The organism is Acetobacter ghanensis, from assembly GCF_001499675.1.
In the GTDB taxonomy this organism is placed as follows: Bacteria; Pseudomonadota; Alphaproteobacteria; order Acetobacterales; family Acetobacteraceae; genus Acetobacter; species Acetobacter ghanensis.
This window is the reverse complement of record NZ_LN609302.1, coordinates 1,548,343-1,566,062: the sequence shown is the minus strand read 5'-3', so window position 1 is coordinate 1,566,062 and position 17,720 is coordinate 1,548,343. Positions and strand designations below refer to the sequence as shown.

The 17,720-nt window shown below is 56.6% G+C and carries 16 protein-coding genes, 1 tRNA gene and 1 pseudogene; 5 read left to right on the top strand and 13 right to left on the bottom strand.

Going from position 1 to position 17,720, the window contains the following annotated elements:
* From AGA_RS07495 to AGA_RS07485, 3 genes and pseudogenes are all read right to left on the bottom strand, one after another.
* On the bottom strand, positions 1 to 1,215 hold the full coding sequence (locus tag AGA_RS07495; RefSeq protein WP_059023700.1) for a D-alanyl-D-alanine carboxypeptidase family protein: 1,215 nt from the start codon (positions 1,213 to 1,215) through the stop codon (positions 1 to 3).
* A 9-nt stretch (positions 1,216 to 1,224) separates the two neighbouring features.
* Complete coding sequence (locus AGA_RS07490) at positions 1,225 to 2,046, bottom strand: septal ring lytic transglycosylase RlpA family protein (protein WP_194299202.1); 822 nt, start codon at positions 2,044 to 2,046, stop codon at positions 1,225 to 1,227.
* Between the two features lie 23 nt (positions 2,047 to 2,069).
* Positions 2,070 to 3,058: pseudogene (locus AGA_RS07485) on the bottom strand (lytic murein transglycosylase).
* A gap of 233 nt (positions 3,059 to 3,291) precedes the next feature.
* Here AGA_RS07485 and AGA_RS07480 point away from each other — a divergent pair.
* Both AGA_RS07480 and AGA_RS07475 read left to right on the top strand, forming a co-directional pair.
* Positions 3,292 to 3,858, top strand: coding sequence for a DedA family protein (locus AGA_RS07480; protein ID WP_059023698.1), 567 nt, complete (start codon positions 3,292 to 3,294; stop codon positions 3,856 to 3,858).
* A gap of 2 nt (positions 3,859 to 3,860) precedes the next feature.
* Entirely contained in the window at positions 3,861 to 4,934 is a 1,074-nt protein-coding gene (locus AGA_RS07475) for an ATP-grasp domain-containing protein (protein WP_059023697.1), read from the top strand.
* Between the two features lie 5 nt (positions 4,935 to 4,939).
* On the opposite strand, the gene AGA_RS07470 is transcribed toward AGA_RS07475, so the two are convergent.
* Together AGA_RS07470 and AGA_RS07465 are read right to left on the bottom strand one after the other, a co-directional pair.
* Entirely contained in the window at positions 4,940 to 6,457 is a 1,518-nt protein-coding gene (locus AGA_RS07470; RefSeq protein ID WP_059023696.1) for an amino acid permease, read from the bottom strand.
* 13 nt (positions 6,458 to 6,470) lie between these two features.
* Positions 6,471 to 7,319, bottom strand: coding sequence for an undecaprenyl-diphosphate phosphatase (locus AGA_RS07465; protein WP_059023695.1), 849 nt, complete (start codon positions 7,317 to 7,319; stop codon positions 6,471 to 6,473).
* A 131-nt stretch (positions 7,320 to 7,450) separates the two neighbouring features.
* Between AGA_RS07465 and AGA_RS07460 the strand changes: the two genes are divergently transcribed.
* The gene (locus tag AGA_RS07460; RefSeq protein WP_059023694.1) at positions 7,451 to 7,909 is read left to right on the top strand and encodes an MlaD family protein; all 459 of its coding nucleotides are present in this window, start codon (positions 7,451 to 7,453) and stop codon (positions 7,907 to 7,909) included.
* Between the two features lie 96 nt (positions 7,910 to 8,005).
* A tRNA-Met gene (locus AGA_RS07455) sits at positions 8,006 to 8,080 on the top strand.
* A 147-nt stretch (positions 8,081 to 8,227) separates the two neighbouring features.
* Here the strand turns inward: AGA_RS07455 and AGA_RS07450 are convergent.
* The gene (locus AGA_RS07450) at positions 8,228 to 8,671 is read right to left on the bottom strand and encodes a DUF4167 domain-containing protein (protein ID WP_059023693.1); all 444 of its coding nucleotides are present in this window, start codon (positions 8,669 to 8,671) and stop codon (positions 8,228 to 8,230) included.
* Between the two features lie 248 nt (positions 8,672 to 8,919).
* Complete coding sequence (gene prmC / locus AGA_RS07440; protein WP_083503580.1) at positions 8,920 to 9,822, bottom strand: peptide chain release factor N(5)-glutamine methyltransferase; 903 nt, start codon at positions 9,820 to 9,822, stop codon at positions 8,920 to 8,922.
* 97 nt (positions 9,823 to 9,919) lie between these two features.
* Between prmC and AGA_RS07435 the strand changes: the two genes are divergently transcribed.
* A complete protein-coding gene (locus tag AGA_RS07435) occupies positions 9,920 to 10,321 on the top strand; it encodes a hypothetical protein (protein WP_231945739.1) in 402 nt (133 codons plus the stop codon).
* Positions 10,322 to 10,327: 6 nt separating this feature from the next.
* Here the strand turns inward: AGA_RS07435 and prfA are convergent, their stop codons facing one another.
* The 6 genes from prfA to AGA_RS07405 form a co-directional block, all read right to left on the bottom strand.
* Positions 10,328 to 11,386, bottom strand: coding sequence for a peptide chain release factor 1 (prfA, locus tag AGA_RS07430; protein ID WP_059023690.1), 1,059 nt, complete (start codon positions 11,384 to 11,386; stop codon positions 10,328 to 10,330).
* Positions 11,386 to 12,633, bottom strand: coding sequence for a histidine--tRNA ligase (hisS, locus tag AGA_RS07425; RefSeq protein ID WP_059024741.1), 1,248 nt, complete (start codon positions 12,631 to 12,633; stop codon positions 11,386 to 11,388). The genes prfA and hisS overlap by 1 nt, the downstream gene beginning before the upstream one ends.
* Positions 12,634 to 12,762: 129 nt before the next feature.
* Complete coding sequence (gene ispG, locus AGA_RS07420; RefSeq protein ID WP_059023689.1) at positions 12,763 to 13,923, bottom strand: flavodoxin-dependent (E)-4-hydroxy-3-methylbut-2-enyl-diphosphate synthase; 1,161 nt, start codon at positions 13,921 to 13,923, stop codon at positions 12,763 to 12,765.
* Positions 13,924 to 14,060: 137 nt separating this feature from the next.
* A complete protein-coding gene (locus AGA_RS07415) occupies positions 14,061 to 15,317 on the bottom strand; it encodes a helix-turn-helix domain-containing protein (protein ID WP_172793727.1) in 1,257 nt (418 codons plus the stop codon).
* The gene (locus AGA_RS07410) at positions 15,310 to 16,398 is read right to left on the bottom strand and encodes an NAD(P)H-dependent flavin oxidoreductase (RefSeq protein ID WP_059023687.1); all 1,089 of its coding nucleotides are present in this window, start codon (positions 16,396 to 16,398) and stop codon (positions 15,310 to 15,312) included. The genes AGA_RS07415 and AGA_RS07410 overlap by 8 nt, the downstream gene beginning before the upstream one ends.
* Positions 16,391 to 17,644 carry an aspartate kinase gene (locus AGA_RS07405; RefSeq protein WP_059023686.1) on the bottom strand — a complete coding sequence of 418 codons (1,254 nt, stop codon included), beginning with the start codon at positions 17,642 to 17,644 and terminating at the stop codon, positions 16,391 to 16,393. The genes AGA_RS07410 and AGA_RS07405 overlap by 8 nt, the downstream gene beginning before the upstream one ends.
* Positions 17,645 to 17,720 lie beyond the last annotated feature (76 nt).

Here is a 17,720-nt window from a genome sequence, read left to right as displayed (position 1 = left end):
TTACAGATGAAGCCGTCTGGCTGCTCGCCCAAGCACACCCAAGGCAGGCACCGCCTGCCCTGCCACAAGCGGAATGGTAGCCTGCCTGCCGCCGGGCAGCACCACGGTCAACTGGCCAATAACCTGCCCTTCCTGCACTGGGGCAATAATCGGGCTGTCGTAATCCACCCCCACATGTGTACTGTTTTTCCAGCCGTGAGGCAGCAGCATCTTGAAGTCCTGCGCCGCAACCAGAGGCACCGTCTGGCTTGTTCCCATCCAAACAGGGGCCTGTTCAACCATCTCGCCCTTGTTGACGATCTGGGCATTTTCAAAATTTGCGAATGCCCACCCCATCAGGCGCTCACCTTCACGCCCACGGGCACCATCTGATGGCAGACCGTTAATGGCCATAACCACACGGCGTCCATCCCGCTCGGAGGAGGCGCACAGACCAAAACCACCTGCATCCGTGTGGCCAGTCTTCAGACCATCTGCCAGCCCCTTGACCACAAGGAGGTTACGGTTCTGCTGGTGAATTTTGTTGAAAACAAACTCTTTTTCCGAAAAGAAATGATAATATTCCGGAAAGTCATGAATAAGGCGCAACGCCAGATAAGCCACATCCCGCGCAGACATATAATGGTTTTCCGCAGGCCAGCCGGTCGCGTTCATGAAGTGTGAATTGGTCAGCCCCAGCTTACCGGCCGTATCGTTCATCAGCGCGACAAACTGTTCCTCAGAACCGGAAATTCCTTCGGACAGAACAATGCAGGCATCATTCCCGGACTGGATGACCATACCCTGAATAAGGTCCTGCACGGCAACGCTCTGCCCCAGTGGCACGAACATTTTGGACCCTTGCATCCGCCATGCCCGCTCGCTAACCGGCAGCATCTGGTCCAGCTTGAGCCGCCCAGCCCGCAACATGCCAAATGTGACATACGCCGTCATCATCTTGGTCAGGGATGACGGAGGCATACGCTCATCCGCATTTTTTTCCAGCACGGCAGCGCCGCTACCATAATCCAGAATGCAGGCCCAGCGCGCCATTGTATCCACCGGTCCAACGGGCGTGGTGGCCGGTGTTTCTGGCGTCATGCCACCAGCCGGAGCTGATGCCACGGGCGAGGAAGAAGGTGCAGCCCCGTGCCGAGGACGCGCCAACGCATCCACCACCAGCCCACCAGAAAAAAGGGCTGCGCCCCCTGCGAGTAAAAACCGTCGAGTCTGCAAAGCTATTCCCTATTCGACGACGATGTGAGAACCATTTAAACCATCTGCCAATGCCCGCTTAAGGGCTGCGTCTGCCGCACTTATAGTCGCAAACGGTCCTTGCCGGACAGCCCACATCATGCTTTGGCCAGACATAACGGGCCGCACCACCCCACCGTGCCCACCCGCCTGCCTCATAGCGGCGTAGCGAGACGTAAAATCCATGGTCTCGACCCAAAGCATGCCGGGGGATGCGTATCCCTGCGCGTAGGTAACAGGCATATCAGACATCTGCACGCCTGATGAGGGGGGAATTTCTCCCCCCGTACTGCTCCCGACTGGAGCACTACCGGCACCTCCAAGGCTGGACTGGATAACCTGCTCCTTGGGGGCGGCCGAAATTTGCAACGCCACACCTCCGGGTAAAGATTCCGCCAGTTGTCGGCTGGCCAATTCATCTTCCACAATACGGACCTGTGCCGGGTCGCGCCCCATGCCCAGCAGGTTGGCCGCCTGCGTGGATAAGCCAATGATGCGTCCCGGCTGGGCAGGTCCCCGGTCATTCACACGCACACGCACCTGTCGCCCATTTTCCAGATTTGTCACGGTAACAATGGCGGGCAACTGAAGTGTGGGGTGGCTGGCCGTCATGGTTGCCATGCTTCGCACCTCACCATCCGCAGTCAGTTCCCCTTCGCGGTCAGTCTGGCGGACAGCAAGCCCCGTCCCCTGCCAGGCAAATTCCTCACGCGGGTAAAACCATTGCCCCTGCGCGCTCCACGCTGCGCCAACGGTATAATGCACATCTGGATGACCCGGCGGATGTGCGGGAGAGCACGAGGCCAGCAACAGACAGCACCCAAAAACGACTTTTTTCACGTTATGGCATCACCCAGAAGCCCTACGGCCAATGCATAAAAATCTGACGGGTTGTACCGCCGGATCACGTTGAAATTATGGTAAACAATAAACGCCTCACCGCCGGCTCCATCCGGACGGATAACCGCTCCTTCACTGACGGACGAATCAAATGATCCGGCCCGAGGCCTTACCCCCTGCTGCCGCCACCATGCAACTGGCCTAACCTGACCACGCCCCAGTTGGGACTGACTCACCGTATCGGGGACCAGAACACCCTCCCCCCAAGGCTGACCGGCCTGCCAGCCGCAACGGGCAAGGTAATTGCCAATAGAGGCAAAAACATCCCCCTCGTTCCGCCAGATATCTGCCCGTCCCCCGGCAGGGTAACTAGCCGCATAACGCAGGTACGCACTGGGCATAAACTGCGGCTGCCCCATGGCCCCGGCGTAACTGCCAAGCATGTTGGCAGGGGCTACCCCCGCCTGCTCCACCACATGCAGCGCCTTGAGCAGTTCAGACCGAAAAAAACTGGCCCGCCGCCCATCATACGCCAAGGTTGCCAGTGCATCGATAACCGAGAACGTCCCCATCCGGGTGCCATAAGCGGATTCCAGCCCCCAGATCCCCGCAATAGCGCCCTTACTGACGCCATAAAGCCCGCTGATCTGCCCGATCAGGTCCGTACGCCGCTGAACAGCGGAGAGACCATCGTTCATTTTTTTTCGGTTAGAACGCGATCTTTGTACTGCGCCCATGTGAGGGTAAATTCCGGCTGGTGCCTGTCTGCCTGCAACACTTTGGGGTTGGGGGTGGATGTCAACGCCAAAGCCTGAGACACTACGGAGGGAGAAACACCCTGAGCTATGGCGTCCCGCCGCACTCCGGCAAGAAACGTGGCATATTCGCCGGTCGCACCATGCCCAGCATGAGCCGCCTTATGCGCACAAACCGGCGAGGCCACCAGTGCGGCGCCTCCTCCCAACAACAGTTCTCTACGTAACATGAGGCAAAATCCGCTTTGCAGACGACACGGGATATACAGCGTATCCTGCTTTTGCACGTCTGTCAGGCTGTGCTTTACTCTTTAATCCATGCCTCAATTGAGCTAACCGCAGAGTGCGTTTTTTGGGCGACATAAAGCCCCAATGCTTGACAGACGCCGCGCAAAAGAGCCTGTTGCCGCATGTTCTGAGCGTAAACTGAACAGACCTGCCGCATTGGAGACTAGGCCCCGTTGTGCTTGACCATTTTCTGGAAATCACAGCTTCACAACCCCTCCTGCAGGTTCTGATTGTTATTCTGGCCACTTTTGTGCTGGAAGATGCGGCAACCGTCATTACCGCCATTCAGGTCCACCTCCACACAATCAGCATTCCAGTTGCCTTGATCGCCCTCTATTGTGGCATTGTTGTAGGCGATGTGGGGCTTTATGGGTTGGGTGCACTCGCTGCCAAATGGCCACCCGCACAACGGTGGATTACGGTTCCCTCCGCGCAGGCTCAACAATCCTGGCTCAACAAAAACCTGTTTAAGGTTGTATTCATCAGCCGCTTTGTACCGGGCACACGCCTGCCGCTTTATACTGCCTGCGGTTTTTTTCGGGCTGGCCTTCCTGTTTTTACGGCGGCAACCACCTGCGCCACGTTAATCTGGACGACTGCGCTCTTCATGCTCTCCCTCCGAATTGGTGGTGTGCTGCTGGCTCACCTTGGTGCATGGCGCTGGGTTGGTATTGCCGGTTTTGTTATTGTTATCATTCTTATGGGGCGACTGGTTGCGCGCACCCAAAAACGCAAGATGTGACCATGCTCCCTGCCTCCCCACACGACAAACAGCCCAACCCGCTTTCCCTGTTTGAATTCTGGCCTCGCTGGGTTTTTTACACCCCTGTTGTCGCCTACTGGATTCTGCTGGGGCTGCGCTATCGGGATGTCACACTCCCTACGGCGGCCAACCCACGCATAACAACCGGCGGCCTGTGTGGAGAAAAAAAGAGCGAACTGCTAGATATGGCTGGCCCCTATGCACAGCAGTGGATTGCGCCGTATGCCACCTTTACAACTGGCAGCAATGATCTGGCGGATGCCACACGTGCCATGCGCTCCAAAAATCTGGCGTTTCCCGTTGTTGTAAAACCAGACATCGGGTGCAACGGCACGGGTGTTAAGCTGGTACACACACAGGAGGAACTGGCGCAGGTCTGCGCATCCTTCCCCCGCAATATCAGCCTTGTTGTTCAAAAACTGATTACATGGCCACACGAAGCCGGACTTTTTTACATCCGCCATCCAGACGAACCCACAGGCCGCCTGACCTCCCTCACCTACAAAGACATCCCTTTTCTAACCGGCAACGGGCGGGATACCGTTCTGGATTTACTTAAACAGGATGTGCGTACAAGTAAGGTGCTGCACATTTACACTCCGCGCCTGCAACATTGCCTGAACACCATCCCCGCCAAGGGCGAAACGCTGGAACTTGTCTTTGCTGGCAATCATTGCAAGGGGGCGGTTTTTCGCAACGGTATCCCGGACATTACTCCAGAACTGACCGCACAGATTGACCGGATCATGCAGGACATTCCCGATTTTTACTTCGGGCGCATTGATCTTAAATTCCGCTCGGTCGAAGACCTGTCCCTCGGCAAAAATTTTGAAATCATAGAAATCAATGGCGTGGGGGCAGAAGCCATTCATATATGGGATGCCAAAACCACCCTACGCGAGGCCTATGTGGCGCAGTTCCACCATTATCGGGAAAGCTACCGCATTGGGGCCAAAAACAAGGCTGCTGGCTGGAAACCGACAAACCTGTGGCACGGATTACGCCTGTGGCGTGCCCAGAAAAAACTTCTGGCCTCTTACCCCCTCAACGACTGAAACCGTCAGCCACGCTGCTCCCGCCCCAGACGGGAGTTATGCTTGCCGTAAAAGCGGTAGCAGCCCCACCCGCACAGCGTATAAACCAGCAACAGCAATGCTGGCACCGGGTCTCCGCCCTTAAGCGCCAGAAACATGTCACCACACAGAGGCGCGACCATAAAGCCGCAAAAGACCATGCCTAGCAGGGGCACATAGCCTATCCACACTCCGCGCACAGTAAACCCGCCAAACGGCACCATAAAAGGCCGCTCATAATCGGGCGCGGTATTGCGCATCCAAATAACGGTAAAACAGACAATGCCAAAGGCTGTGGCCGTACCCAGACTGACCAGATCCCCAATAATATCGATGGGAAGCGTAGCGGTTGCCAGAGCCACAACCACCCCCAGCACAATGCTGCCAATCCATGGCGTATGATACCGAGCGTGCAAACGAGAAAAAACGGAAAATAGCAGCCCATCCTCCGCCATGGCGAAAAAGATGCGGCTCTGGGCATACAGCAGCCCCATTAGCACAGAGCAAAGCCCAATTACCGCACCAATTTTGACAAACAGAGCCAGCCACGGCTGATGCATGGCATTAACTGCAACAGCCAAGGGGTCCGCCACATCCAGCGTCTGCCACGGCACAACCCCAATGAGCACCGCAGCAACCACCATATAAACCGCTGTACAGATCACCAATGAGAGCACGATCCCCACTGGCACATCCCGTCTGGGGTTTTTGGCTTCTGCCGCTGCGGTGGAAACGGCCTCGAACCCGACATATGCAAAAAAGATAACTGAAGCAGCCCGAAAAATACCAGGCAAACCATACCGGAATCCCCCCTCATAAGGCGGGATAAACGGCACCCAGTAAGCCGGGTGCAACTGCCAGATGCCCAGCGCAACAAAAATTGCCAGCACCCCGACCTTAAGAGCGACAATAAGGGAATTGATTTTAAAAGATTCCCGCACCCCCACAATCAGTAGGGCCGTAACAACCAGAATGGAAAATGCTCCGAGCAGGTCGCCCTGCCAGTGCCCCACTATGTGCCGGTTAGCACCTTCGTAAATGACGCCGAGGGTTGTGGTATGCAACGCGGGCGGAACATGCACACCCAAGTCTTCCAGCAGACTGGCCGCATAGCCGGAAAATCCTGCCGCCACCCCTGCGCACGAAATGCCATATTCTAGTAAAAGCAGCCAACCAACAGCCCACGCCCAGCCTTCCCCCATGGAGACATAAGCGTAAGTATACGCAGAGCCTGACACAGGCATGACAGACGCCAGCTCTGCGTAAGACAGTGCGGTAAAAAGGCAGGCAACCCCGGCAACAATAAAAGACAGCAGAATGGACGGCCCCGCATAATCTGCGGCCGCGGTGCCAGTCATGACATAAATGCCAGCACCAATGGTGGACCCCACGCCCAGCATGGTTAATTGCAAGGGGCCCAGCGTTTTTTTCAGACGCTGCCGACCGTTTTCTAGCTTTATGCGCGCAAGCGTCTTGCGGCGCACGGGAGCGCTGGCCTTTTTCATTCTGTCCACCCGCTTAACCTGCGAAGTGGAACATCAGGAATGCTGCCCCTCCTGCAACCATGCAATACCAGGCGAATGGAGACAGCGCCCAGCTATCGTGCCGACGGAAATAACGCATCAAAAACGCCGTACTCGCCAATGCTGTAACGCCAGACACAACCGCCGCCAGCATGGCTATGTGCAACTGTGCCGGATCTATAGGGGCATGGCGCATTTTAAATGCCTCACGCACGGTGGCCGCGATAATAACCGGCTGTGCCATGAGGAACGAAAATTTTGCGGCCGCATCATGGTGCAGACCACGGAGCAGCCCCCCACAGATCGTGGCCCCGGAACGAGAAAGACCGGGGAAAAACGCAAAACACTGAAAAAACCCGATAAACAGAGCATCCCGCGATGTCAGGCTGGCCAGGTACCGCACCTCCCGCCGCACCACGCTGCCACGCAGCTTTTCAACAACCAGCAGCAGGATACCATTCAGGAACAGGAATAAGGCAGCAGACGATGCGGAACCAAAAACACTGCGCAACCAATGTTCAAACACGCCCCCAATAATAACCGCCGGAACGGTAGCAAGGCATATCAGCCATAAAATATGCAGACTTTCCAACTGGATGCGATGCCCAAACGACCCGAATGCGCCTTTGAACAGAGCCAGCCAGTCCTGCCAGAAAAAAATCAGCAGGGCGACAGAGGTCCCCATATGCAGCATAACCAGAAACGGCAGAAATGTTGGGTCATGCAGGTCATACGACCAGTGCAGCAAAGCTGGCAGGACAACAGCATGTCCAAGGCTGCTGACAGGAAACAGTTCTGTAGCGCCCTGAAGCAGGGCCATGATAAGTGCCTGAAAAAGAGACATGTAGGTGTAGGGTTCCAAACTGTCTGAAATCTTACTGCTGTCCTTGCACCATGCGCCTAAGTGCTGCAAGGATTTCGTCTTCTTTACTTTCTACGCACGCACACATTTCTGATAAGAGGTCGTAACGCTCCATGAGCCGACAAAACCATATAGGCGCGATTATTTGCAGCACTCTGGTTCTGGCTGCGGCAACCGGGTTTGGTGTTTATGCCAGCAACACGCAAAAAACACCGGGGAAAACTTCGTACGAACTCACAGCCAGATTTGTCTCCGCCAATGGTCTGGCACGCGGTGCGGATGTAGACATTGCCGGTGTAAAAGTTGGGCGTGTTGCGGCCATTATCCTCGACCCCGCCTCACAAATGGCCATTGTTCGCTTCCAACTGGATGGTGCGCTACACCTCCCCACGGACAGCACCCTCACAATCAGCAGCAGCACACTCTCCTCCGAGAATGCTCTGATGATTGAACCGGGTAAGGCCACCACCTTTGCGCAGGCTGGGCAGATGCTGCCCCACACATTGGAACCATCCAGCCTGGAACAGCAGGTCAGCAACTATATTTTTGGAGCGGGCAACCTGAGCGAATAAGCCAATCCCCACCAAACATTCAGTTTTTTGCAAAAAAACGAATAAGGTGGATTGACGCCCCCCTGCGAAACGGATACATAACCGCCACCAACCAATGGCGGCGTAGCTCAGTGGTAGAGCAGGGGAATCATAATCCCTTGGTCGGAGGTTCAAATCCTTCCGCCGCTACCAATTCCCTTGAAAATTCAGGCAATCATTTTACCTCTTGGGCGTTCCCAAGCAGGGAATTTGTGCGTTCTGTTTTAAAACATAAAACACCCTGCTCCACTCTGCGCCATACGTGTCATGGCAACAGAGCGAATACAGGACGCGCCAGAATCAGCCTTCTGACAATTCCGGCTGCGGCTCGGAAGAAAGGTCTTTGGGTTCGCCAGAGGCCTCATTATCTGTGTCTGCCTGCCCGGCTTCCTCATCCTCGGAAGTCGTCGCTGCCACCCGCTGCTGCCGGGCAGCCTGACGCTCTGCGCGTTCCTGCTGGCTTTGCTGCGCGGCCTGCGCCATAGCGTTCAGAATACGAAAATAATGTTCGGCGTGCTGGAAGTACGCTTCTGCCGCAACACGGTCACCACTGCCCGTTGCATCGCGGCCAAGCTGAAGATATTTTTCAAAAAGCTGCTGCGCTGTGCCTCTGACCCGCACATCGGGGCCATGACTGTCAAAAACATGATTCCGATTCATGGGAATCTGGCCATTCAACTGCCTGGACGCTCCATTGCTCCCGTTGGAACGATGGTGTCTGGTACGCATCCGTTTTACATTCATGGGTTTATCACAGTGCTTTCCTGTTCATGGCACTTTGCATGAAGAAACAGTCCGATACAAAAGGCATGTTCCTGAATGAAGGCCGAATTGTTTTTTCGGAATGGGCTTTTGGAGGCAATCTGTTTTTATCGCCGGAAGAAAAGCCCTTACCGCTCATCCACCGTGGCAGATTTTATTAATCTGCATTCTGCCGCAGGACTGAGCTTTGCGATAATAACAACGCGAACCCACAAAGCCAACCGGTTTTTTTATATTCTGGCAGATGGCTCACTCTGACGCAGCACAACACTGCGCGGAATACCTGCCAGATCTGGCACAATCTGCACAACATCCAGCCCATTCTGCCCGGCAATGGCCCGCAATGCCGCATCCTGCCTTATGCCGATTTCAAAAATGCCAATCCCTTGTTCACTCAGCCATAGTGGCAGTTGGCTGCACAAATACCGATAGGCATCCAGACCATCCGCCCCACCATCAAGCGCACGCACGGGCTCATGCGCCCTCACCTCCTCCATCAGATCATCCAGGTCTGCGGTGGGAATATAAGGTGGGTTGCTAAATACGACGTCAAAGCGAGTTCCTGCACGCAGAGCTTCGCCCCACTGCCCGGCCATAATCAATGCCCGCTGCGCCATATTGCAACGCTGGGCATTACTACGTGCCAGCATGGCGGCAGCGGGATGAATGTCCACGCCAAGCCCCCAAGCGTTCGGATACTCCGCCAAAGCCGCAAGCAGAATACACCCTGACCCCGTCCCCATATCCAGAAATGACAGTTCCGCATTGTGGTCCGGGCAATGGTCCAGCAAAGCGGCAATCAACGTTTCCGTATCTCCACGAGGCACAAGAGATGCAGGGGACACCCCAAGCTCCAGACTCCAGAAGCCCTTGCTCCCAGTAATATACGCAAACGGTTCGTGCTGCGCCCGCCGACCGACCCACGCCAAGAACGGTTCAGCCGCGACAACCTCCCGCGGGGACATGGCCAACAGAGCCTCTGGCGTCAGGCCCAATGCGTATTGCAGCAGCAGACGCGCCTCCCTACGCGGATTTTCCACCCCAGCATCGCGCAAAAGTGCCGTCCCGCGGACCAGTAGGTCCTGTATTGACTGGTGAGAAGCCGCATTTTCTGCTTTGCTTTGAAGTATCATTTCAACAAATTACCTGATCCGCACATCAATGCCTATTTCCAGCTTTTTATTGCCTCTTCGGACTTTTGCATTCATGGCAGCCATCTCTGCGCTGTCTATGTCCGTGCGTCCTGCTCTGGCGGGAGAGTTTACGGTGACGGACGAAAAAGCTGACATGGAAATTTCCGAAGTCTCCCGCATTTATCTGGACGGCAGACTGGCATCCGTCTTTCGGCTGGATGACAGCACACGCTACAAAACCGTGCGCATTGCCACCCCTCAGGGCCGACTGGACCATACCTACACATTGTGTGGAGAAATTACCATTCGCACGCCAGATGGTCGGGCAGAAACCCATGAGGTCAGCAGTAGTGGCATTTTACATAACCCGGACGGACATCATTTTGATGCGTTGGGGTCCGATGGATTTACCGACTTTTTCCTGATCGACCCTCAGGCGCCAGAAGCAGCAGAGCGCCTGCCCGGTCGGGGCGAAGTGTGCTCCGCCCCCATTAGCTGAATAAAACTAGAATCCAGCGTCCGCCAGAAGAGCCGCCTGCTCCTCCTGCGTTAACGCATCCACAAATTCATCCAGCTCACCCAGCATCACGCGGTCAATCTTATACAACGTCAGATTAATGCGGTGGTCTGTAACCCGCCCTTGTGGAAAATTATACGTCCGTATCCGCTCAGACCTATCCCCCGTACCAACCTGAGAGCGCCGATCGGCCGCACGACTGGCATGAGCCTGCTCACGCTCGCGCTCGTACAGACGCGCACGCAGAATTTTCATCGCCTTGGCACGGTTCTTATGCTGGCTTTTTTCTTCCTGCATGGACACGACAATGCCTGTCGGCAAATGAGTGATACGCACCGCACTTTCGGTTTTGTTCACATGCTGACCACCAGCACCGGACGCACGAAAGACATCGATCCGCAATTCTGTCTCGTTAATTGTGACATCCACCTCTTCTGCCTCTGGCAGCACGGCGACCGTAACCGTGGAGGTATGAATACGTCCCTGAGCCTCTGTTGCCGGAACACGCTGGACCCTATGCACGCCAGATTCGTATTTGAGGCGAGCAAAAACACTCTTGCCATTAATTTCGGCAATGCCGCACCGTAGGCCACCCAGCTCGCTCTCGTCATAATCCATAACGGTAAAGCGCCAGCCCTTAAGGTCTGCGTAACGGCGATACAGGTCAAACAGTTCAGCCGCGAACAAAGCGGCTTCATCCCCCCCAGCAGCCGGACGCACTTCCAGAATAGCGCTGCGTTCATCCGCCACGTCTTTGGGCAGCAGCGCCAAGCGGACCTCCCGCTGCAACCCGGGCAGGCGTTGGCGAAGCTCTGCTAGTTCTTCCCCCGCAAGCTCCTGCATTTCCGGGTCGGACAAGAGAGCTTCAGCCTGTGTAATGCCCTGCTCTGTTGCGCGCAGCTCATTAATCCGGGCAACAACTGGTTCGATTTCCGCATATTCGCGGGATGCCTGCGTAAAGGCATCTCCGCTCAGCCCACTTGCCAGATGCGCTTCCAGTTCCAGCGCCCGATTGGCAATCCGGTCCAGCCGCTCATCAAGATTCATTACGCAAAAATGCTCCGTGCATCAGACATAAGGGCGGCAGATGCGACTTCGCTTTCCTGCCCGCTTTCCATGCTTTTGACGCGGAATACGCCCCGGACCAGTTCATCCTCGCCCAAAAACAGAACATGGCTTGCATTCTGCTTGCCTGCCCGTTCCATCCTCTTACGCAGTGACCCCTTGTAGCCAATTTCCGTACGGACGCCTTGCTGACGCAAGCCCTGCAAGATCTGGCATACGGCTTTTTCATCAGGCGAGCCGACCGGAATCAGCACGACAGAACGTGGAGCCTCTGGGGCACTTTCCAACAACATGGCCAGACGTTCCACCCCTGCAGCCCAGCCAATAGCGGGCACTTCCGGCCCTCCCATCTGCTTGACCAGACCGTCATAGCGACCACCAGCCAGCACCGTACCCTGCGAGCCCAAACGGTTGGTCACGAACTCAAACGTAGTGTGGTTGTAGTAATCCAACCCACGCACAATGCTGGGGTTGACGGTGTACGCAATGCCAAACAGATCTAACTTCTGGCGCAATTCATCCCAGAATGTACGGGCCTCTGGGGTCAAAAATTCAGCCATCATCGGCGCGTTGGCAACAAGCTCGCGGTCGCCTGCATCCTTGCTGTCCAGAATACGCAGCGGATTTTTTTCCAGCCTGACACGGCTATCTTCTGACAGCTTGTCTCCATGTGCTGAAAAATATGCCACGAGCGCATGCCGCCATGCGTCCCTGCTGGCAGCATCCCCCAGTGTATTCAGTTCAAGCGTTACACAATTCGCAACACCCAAGGCTTCCAACACAGCGTAACCCATGGCAATGGCCTCGGCATCCGCCAGAGGCTCGGCGGCACCAAGCAACTCCGCTCCGATCTGATGAAACTGGCGGTAACGGCCCTTCTGCGGCCGCTCGTGCCGGAACATCGGCCCCGTATAAAACACTTTCTGCGGGAGAGACTGGGTTAGCGCATTGGTAACCAGCGCACGACAGACCGCAGCAGTCCCTTCTGGCCGCAAAGTCAGGCTCTCTCCATCCCGGTCATTGAAGGAGTACATCTCCTTGGAAACCACATCCGACGTATCGCCCAGAGAACGGGAGAACACGCGGGTTTCTTCAAAGATAGGGGTGGACCATTCATCAAACCCGTAGAGTCCAGCAATATGGCGGGCGGTGCTCACCACGCGCGCATGGCGGCGCTGCTCTTCTCCAATAAGATCGTGCGTTCCTCTTACGGGCTGAATGCTGCTCACGGCCTGTTTTTCCTGATTGACGGGCAACCCCAAGGGGCTTTGGCGTCCTGATATATGAAATGTACTGAACAAAAAGCCGCCACACGCCCCGAACAGGCCGGGTTACGTGCGGCGGATGGTATGCAAGTTTTAATTGGCGGAGGCCATGTCTGGCAGTTCCGGGGCCGCCCCTTCCTGCTTGGCACGCGCTTCTTCAGCCTCAATGGCCGCCACGCGTTCTTCCACCAGACCAACAACATGGTTGATCATGTCCCCTGCGGGCACGGTGTGATCCTGCTTACCGGCTGAATAGACCATGTGGCGGCCGGAACCACCACCCGTCACACCCAGATCCGTCATAAGGGCTTCACCCGGTCCGTTAACCACACACCCGATGATGGAAAGCGTGAGCGGGGTTTTGATATGGGCCAGACGATCTTCAAGAGTCTGGACCGTTTCCACCACGTTAAAGCCCTGACGTGCGCAGGACGGGCAGGAAATAATTTTAACACCACGATGCCGCAGCCCAAGGGACTTCAGAATATCCCAGCCCACCAGCACTTCTTCTTCCGGTGCGGCAGAAAGCGAAACACGCATGGTGTCACCCACACCAGCCCACAGCAGATTGCCCAGACCAATGGAAGACTTGACGGTACCAGCACGCTTGCTGCCTGCTTCCGTAATACCAATGTGCAGCGGATACTCGCACGCATCGGCAAGCTGCTGATAAGCCGCAACTGCCATGAACACGTCCGACGCCTTTACGCTGATCTTGAATTCACGGAAGTCATGATCTTCCAGAATTTTGGCGTGTTCGAGCGCACTTTCCACCAGAGCTTCGGGGTTGGGCTCACCATATTTTTCCAGCAGGTGCTTTTCCAGCGAGCCTGCGTTCACGCCAATACGAATGGAGCAGCCATAATCCTTGGCAGCCTGCACCACTTCGCGCACACGGTCTGCACTACCAATGTTGCCCGGATTAATGCGCAGGCAGGCAGCCCCGGCCTTGGCGGCCTCAATGGCCCGTTTATAATGGAAGTGAATGTCCGCCACGATGGGCACGTTCACTTCCTTCACAATTTCAGCAAGCGCCTTCGTGCTGTCCTCATCTGGGCAGGACACGCGAACAATATCAACGCCTGCCAGTTCCGCCCGGCGAATCTGCTCAATGGTCGCCTGTGCGTCGCTGGTCAGCGTATTGGTCATGGTCTGGACGGAAATTGGGGCGTCCCCACCGACGGCTACCTTGCCGACGTGGATCTGCCGAGATTTCCGACGCTCGATATGCTGGTATGGCCGGTAGCCGCTCATCTTACATCCTTTTGTCGAGACGACAGTTGAGGGAGGTGGGCCGCATTTCGGCGCTGCGGCGTCTCCCGCTTTAAGTTTGCTGCTTTCCTGCCAAAATCAAGCCCTGTTGGCTATACATAAAGCATGGAAAGAGCCATTCAATGCGTGCCAAGCCCATTTAGCTGGCGGGCGTTCAGGTCGTCCGCACTCGGCTCGGCGGGGGGTGTATTGCCGCGTGGCGGCGGTTTAGCCGCCTCAGCCTGTGCCGGTGCCGGTGCAGGCGGCCCACCCTCAGTGGTAACGGGCGCAACGTCCTTTGCACCATTGACTGGTAAGGATGCAGCCCCCGGCGCTGATCCGGCAGGCACAACAGGTGCTACAGGTGTGGGGCTAACCCCACCAGCCTGAGCCTGCTGCATGACATCTGGCGTGAGGGCTATATGCCGCAGCACGGCCCCATTCCGTCCCAAAGGCGGTGTTGTCAACGCCCCCTGCGCCAGTACAATCCCACCGGCATTCCCGACAGTAAGGCTGTAAGGCCCGTTATCGGCAGGCACGCTCCAAACATCACCCGGTTGCAGAATGTGATCATACACCACTTTGCCTGCGGTGTTCTTTACCTGAACCCAGCTTGGCGCGACTGCCTTGAGCATAAGCGGTGCATCCACTGCGGGCACAACCGCATCCGGCTCACTGTGAGCCGGCGGCACTGGCAAAGGTGCACCAACTGGTGCAGTACTTCCCCCTGCATTTGCAACACCGGCATCCGCAACACTGGCCGCATTGCCGGACGATGGGGGCTCGCCCCCTTCTGGTGGTGCGGGGGGCGCTAAGGGAATAACAGTCGGAGGAACGGTTGGGACCTGTGCGATGTTATGGTCAGGCAGAATGGAAGCAACCTGTGGGGACGGTGCGTTTTTTGCACTCTCACCGGGCATAAGGGTCGCTACAGGCGGCACCCTTTCCGGCACAGGCGGGGCATGTCCAACAAAACAGTACCACCCCACATAACTGGCCAGAATAACAATTAGCCCCAACGAAATACTGACAGAGGGCGGCAAACGACGGTCAGGCGGAGGATCGGGAAAATCCAGTTCTGGCTTGCGCACCCCAAGCCGCCCCTCCTGACGGTACAGCTTGAGCAACTGCTCCGGGTCAAAGCCCAGAGCCTGCCCATATGTGCGTAAAAAACCTAGTGCATAGACCTCGGCGGGAAGAACGCTGGCATTACCGCTTTCCAACGCTTCCAGATAAACGCCACGGATCCGCAGCCAGGCGGCAACATCCTCAATTGCCCAGCCAAGCTGCTCCCGGCGTTTACGCAAAGCTTCGCCTACCCCCAGAGCCGCAGCATCTGGCAGCGGGGGCAAAGGCGAACCTTGCTCCTGATCAGAACCTTGGGCGTATTCAGCCATCCGCATCCATACGACGTTGTTGACGTACCAGTGCCACAGTAGCCTGCTCGACCAGATCTTCAATAATCTGCGCCACGGGCTGGACAGATGTTACCATACCAACAGATTGGCCTGCCATAACAGACCCCTGCTCAACATCGCCATCAATCACGGCACGGCGCAACGCACCAGCCCAGAAATGCTCGATTTCAAGCTGAGCAGCCTCCCGCGTGAGTTCCCCCGCCTGAAAACGACGGATCACATCGGCCTGATGGCTGACAAACTGCCGCCCACCCTCGTTACCAAGAGCACGCACGGGAATGACCGGAAAACGTTCATCCAGCTGAACGGAGGTTACGGCATCACGCGCAGCGGCACGCACAAATGCTTTTTTGAACTTTTCGTGAGCGATGCTTTCTTCCGCCGCAGCAAAGCGTGTGCCCAACTGCCCGCCGGAGGCTCCCTGCTCAAGGTAGGATACCAGAGCGTCGCCCCGACCCAGACCGCCCGCAACAAAAACCGGAACACTCTGGATATGTGGCAGAATTTCCTGCGCCAGAACGGTTAGCGAAACCGGGCCAACATGCCCACCGGCTTCCGCGCCTTCAATCACCAGCGCATCCACGCCCATCTTGACCAGACGCTTGGCCAGCACCAGAGCCGGAGAGAACGCAATAACCTTTGCCCCTCCCTCCTTAATGGCCTTGATGGCTGCGCCGGGGGGAATACCACCCGCCAGCACAATGTGCCCCACGCCTGCATCCAGACAGACCTGCACCAGCTCATTCAACTGCGGGTGCATGGTAATCAGGTTCACGCCAAAGGGGCGGTCCGTCAGAGCGCGGGTGGCCTGAATTTCCTCCGCCAGACGGGCCGGTTCCATTGCCCCGCAGGCAATGACGCCAAACCCACCAGCGTTGGAAATAGCCGAAACCAGATTGCGCTCACTGACCCAGGACATGGCGCCACCAAGAATGGCATACTGCGCCCCCAAAAACTCGGTTCCACGCCGCCACAGGGCATCCAGCCGCTTGCGGGCGCGTTGCAGCTCCGCATCCGTGGGGGCATCGCTCGGCGTGACCACTTGGTTTTGCTCAGACATTGTCCAGCCCGTATGCGGTATGGAGGGCACGAACGGCAAGTTCTGCATATTCCGCCGCCACCAGAACAGAAATCTTGATCTCGCTGGTAGAGATAGCCTGAATGTTGATCGACCGCTCAGACAAAGTGCGGAACATGGTGCTAGCCACGCCAGCGTGCGAACGCATGCCCGTGCCGACAACGCTGATCTTAACAATATCCGGGTCAGTCGCCAGTTCTTCGTACTGCACGGAGTCCCGAACACTTTCCAGCACATTGATCGCCTGCGGCAGGTCGCTCTTGCTGGTTGTGAAGGTCATGTTGGTGGTGCCGTCCGCGCCAGTGCTTTGCACAATCATGTCCACGTTCACGTGCGCTTCGCTCATCGGGCCAAAGATCGCTGCGGCAATGCCGGGACGGTCCGGAATACGCCGAACCGACAGCTTGGCTTCATCACGCGAGTAGGCAATGCCGGTAACCAGTTTCTTTTCCACGATTTCGTCCTCATCCACCACCAAAGACCCGGGAAGATGCCCTTCCATAACAGCCGGACCATCCGCAAAGCTGGAAAGCACCTGAACCCGCACACCCTCACGCATGGCAAGCCCTACACTGCGGGTTTGCAGCACCTTGGCGCCGACCGAGGCCAGTTCCAGCATTTCCTCATAGGTAATTTTATCAAGCTTGCGCGCTTTCGGCACAATACGCGGGTCGGTTGTGTAAATGCCATCCACATCCGTGTAGATGTCACACCGGTCCGCCTTAATGGCCGCAGCCAGCGCCACAGCGGACGTATCCGAACCACCTCGCCCCAAAGTGGACACACGCCCATCTGGCGCAACGCCCTGAAAGCCCGCCACAACCGGCACCATGCCCTCGGCCATGCAGCCCAGCAGACGTGCGCCATCTATCGTATCCAGGCTGGCTTTGCCATGCGCCGAATCGGTTAGAATAGGCACCTGCCAGCCGGCAAACGAGCGGGAAGGCACACCCAGCTTCTGCAATGCAATGGCAAGCAGACCACTGGTCACCTGCTCTCCCGTAGCCACAATGGAATCGTATTCCTTGGGATCATGCAAAGGAGAGAGAGACTGACAGAAGCCGACGAGCCTGTTTGTCTCCCCCGCCATGGCGGAAACGACAACCAGAACATCACATCCTGCGTCTTTCTGTTTTTTGACGCGCTCGGCCACGGCCCGAATACGATCAAGGTCGCCGACAGACGTTCCGCCGAATTTCATGACAATCCGGGGTGCGGAACCGGACATAGCTTTATTCTCCACCAGACAAGCCGCAGAACATGCCACCAACCCCAATTCGACCCCAGCTCTGCCAGAAAAGACG

What these genes read in the sequence shown, in the direction of transcription:
- AGA_RS07475 (WP_059023697.1), top strand. Translation starts at nt 3,861, where the DNA reads ATGCTCCCTGCCTCCCCACACGACAAACAGCCCAACCCGCTTTCCCTG.
- AGA_RS07470 (WP_059023696.1), bottom strand. Translation starts at nt 6,457, where the DNA reads ATGAAAAAGGCCAGCGCTCCCGTGCGCCGCAAGACGCTTGCGCGCATA.
- AGA_RS07465 (WP_059023695.1), bottom strand. Translation starts at nt 7,319, where the DNA reads ATGTCTCTTTTTCAGGCACTTATCATGGCCCTGCTTCAGGGCGCTACA.
- AGA_RS07460 (WP_059023694.1), top strand. Translation starts at nt 7,451, where the DNA reads ATGAGCCGACAAAACCATATAGGCGCGATTATTTGCAGCACTCTGGTT.
- AGA_RS07450 (WP_059023693.1), bottom strand. Translation starts at nt 8,671, where the DNA reads ATGAATGTAAAACGGATGCGTACCAGACACCATCGTTCCAACGGGAGC.
- prmC (WP_083503580.1), bottom strand. Translation starts at nt 9,822, where the DNA reads ATGATACTTCAAAGCAAAGCAGAAAATGCGGCTTCTCACCAGTCAATA.
- AGA_RS07435 (WP_231945739.1), top strand. Translation starts at nt 9,920, where the DNA reads ATGTCCGTGCGTCCTGCTCTGGCGGGAGAGTTTACGGTGACGGACGAA.
- prfA (WP_059023690.1), bottom strand. Translation starts at nt 11,386, where the DNA reads ATGAATCTTGATGAGCGGCTGGACCGGATTGCCAATCGGGCGCTGGAA.
- ispG (WP_059023689.1), bottom strand. Translation starts at nt 13,923, where the DNA reads ATGAGCGGCTACCGGCCATACCAGCATATCGAGCGTCGGAAATCTCGG.
- AGA_RS07415 (WP_172793727.1), bottom strand. Translation starts at nt 15,317, where the DNA reads ATGGCTGAATACGCCCAAGGTTCTGATCAGGAGCAAGGTTCGCCTTTG.
- AGA_RS07410 (WP_059023687.1), bottom strand. Translation starts at nt 16,398, where the DNA reads ATGTCTGAGCAAAACCAAGTGGTCACGCCGAGCGATGCCCCCACGGAT.
- AGA_RS07405 (WP_059023686.1), bottom strand. Translation starts at nt 17,644, where the DNA reads ATGTCCGGTTCCGCACCCCGGATTGTCATGAAATTCGGCGGAACGTCT.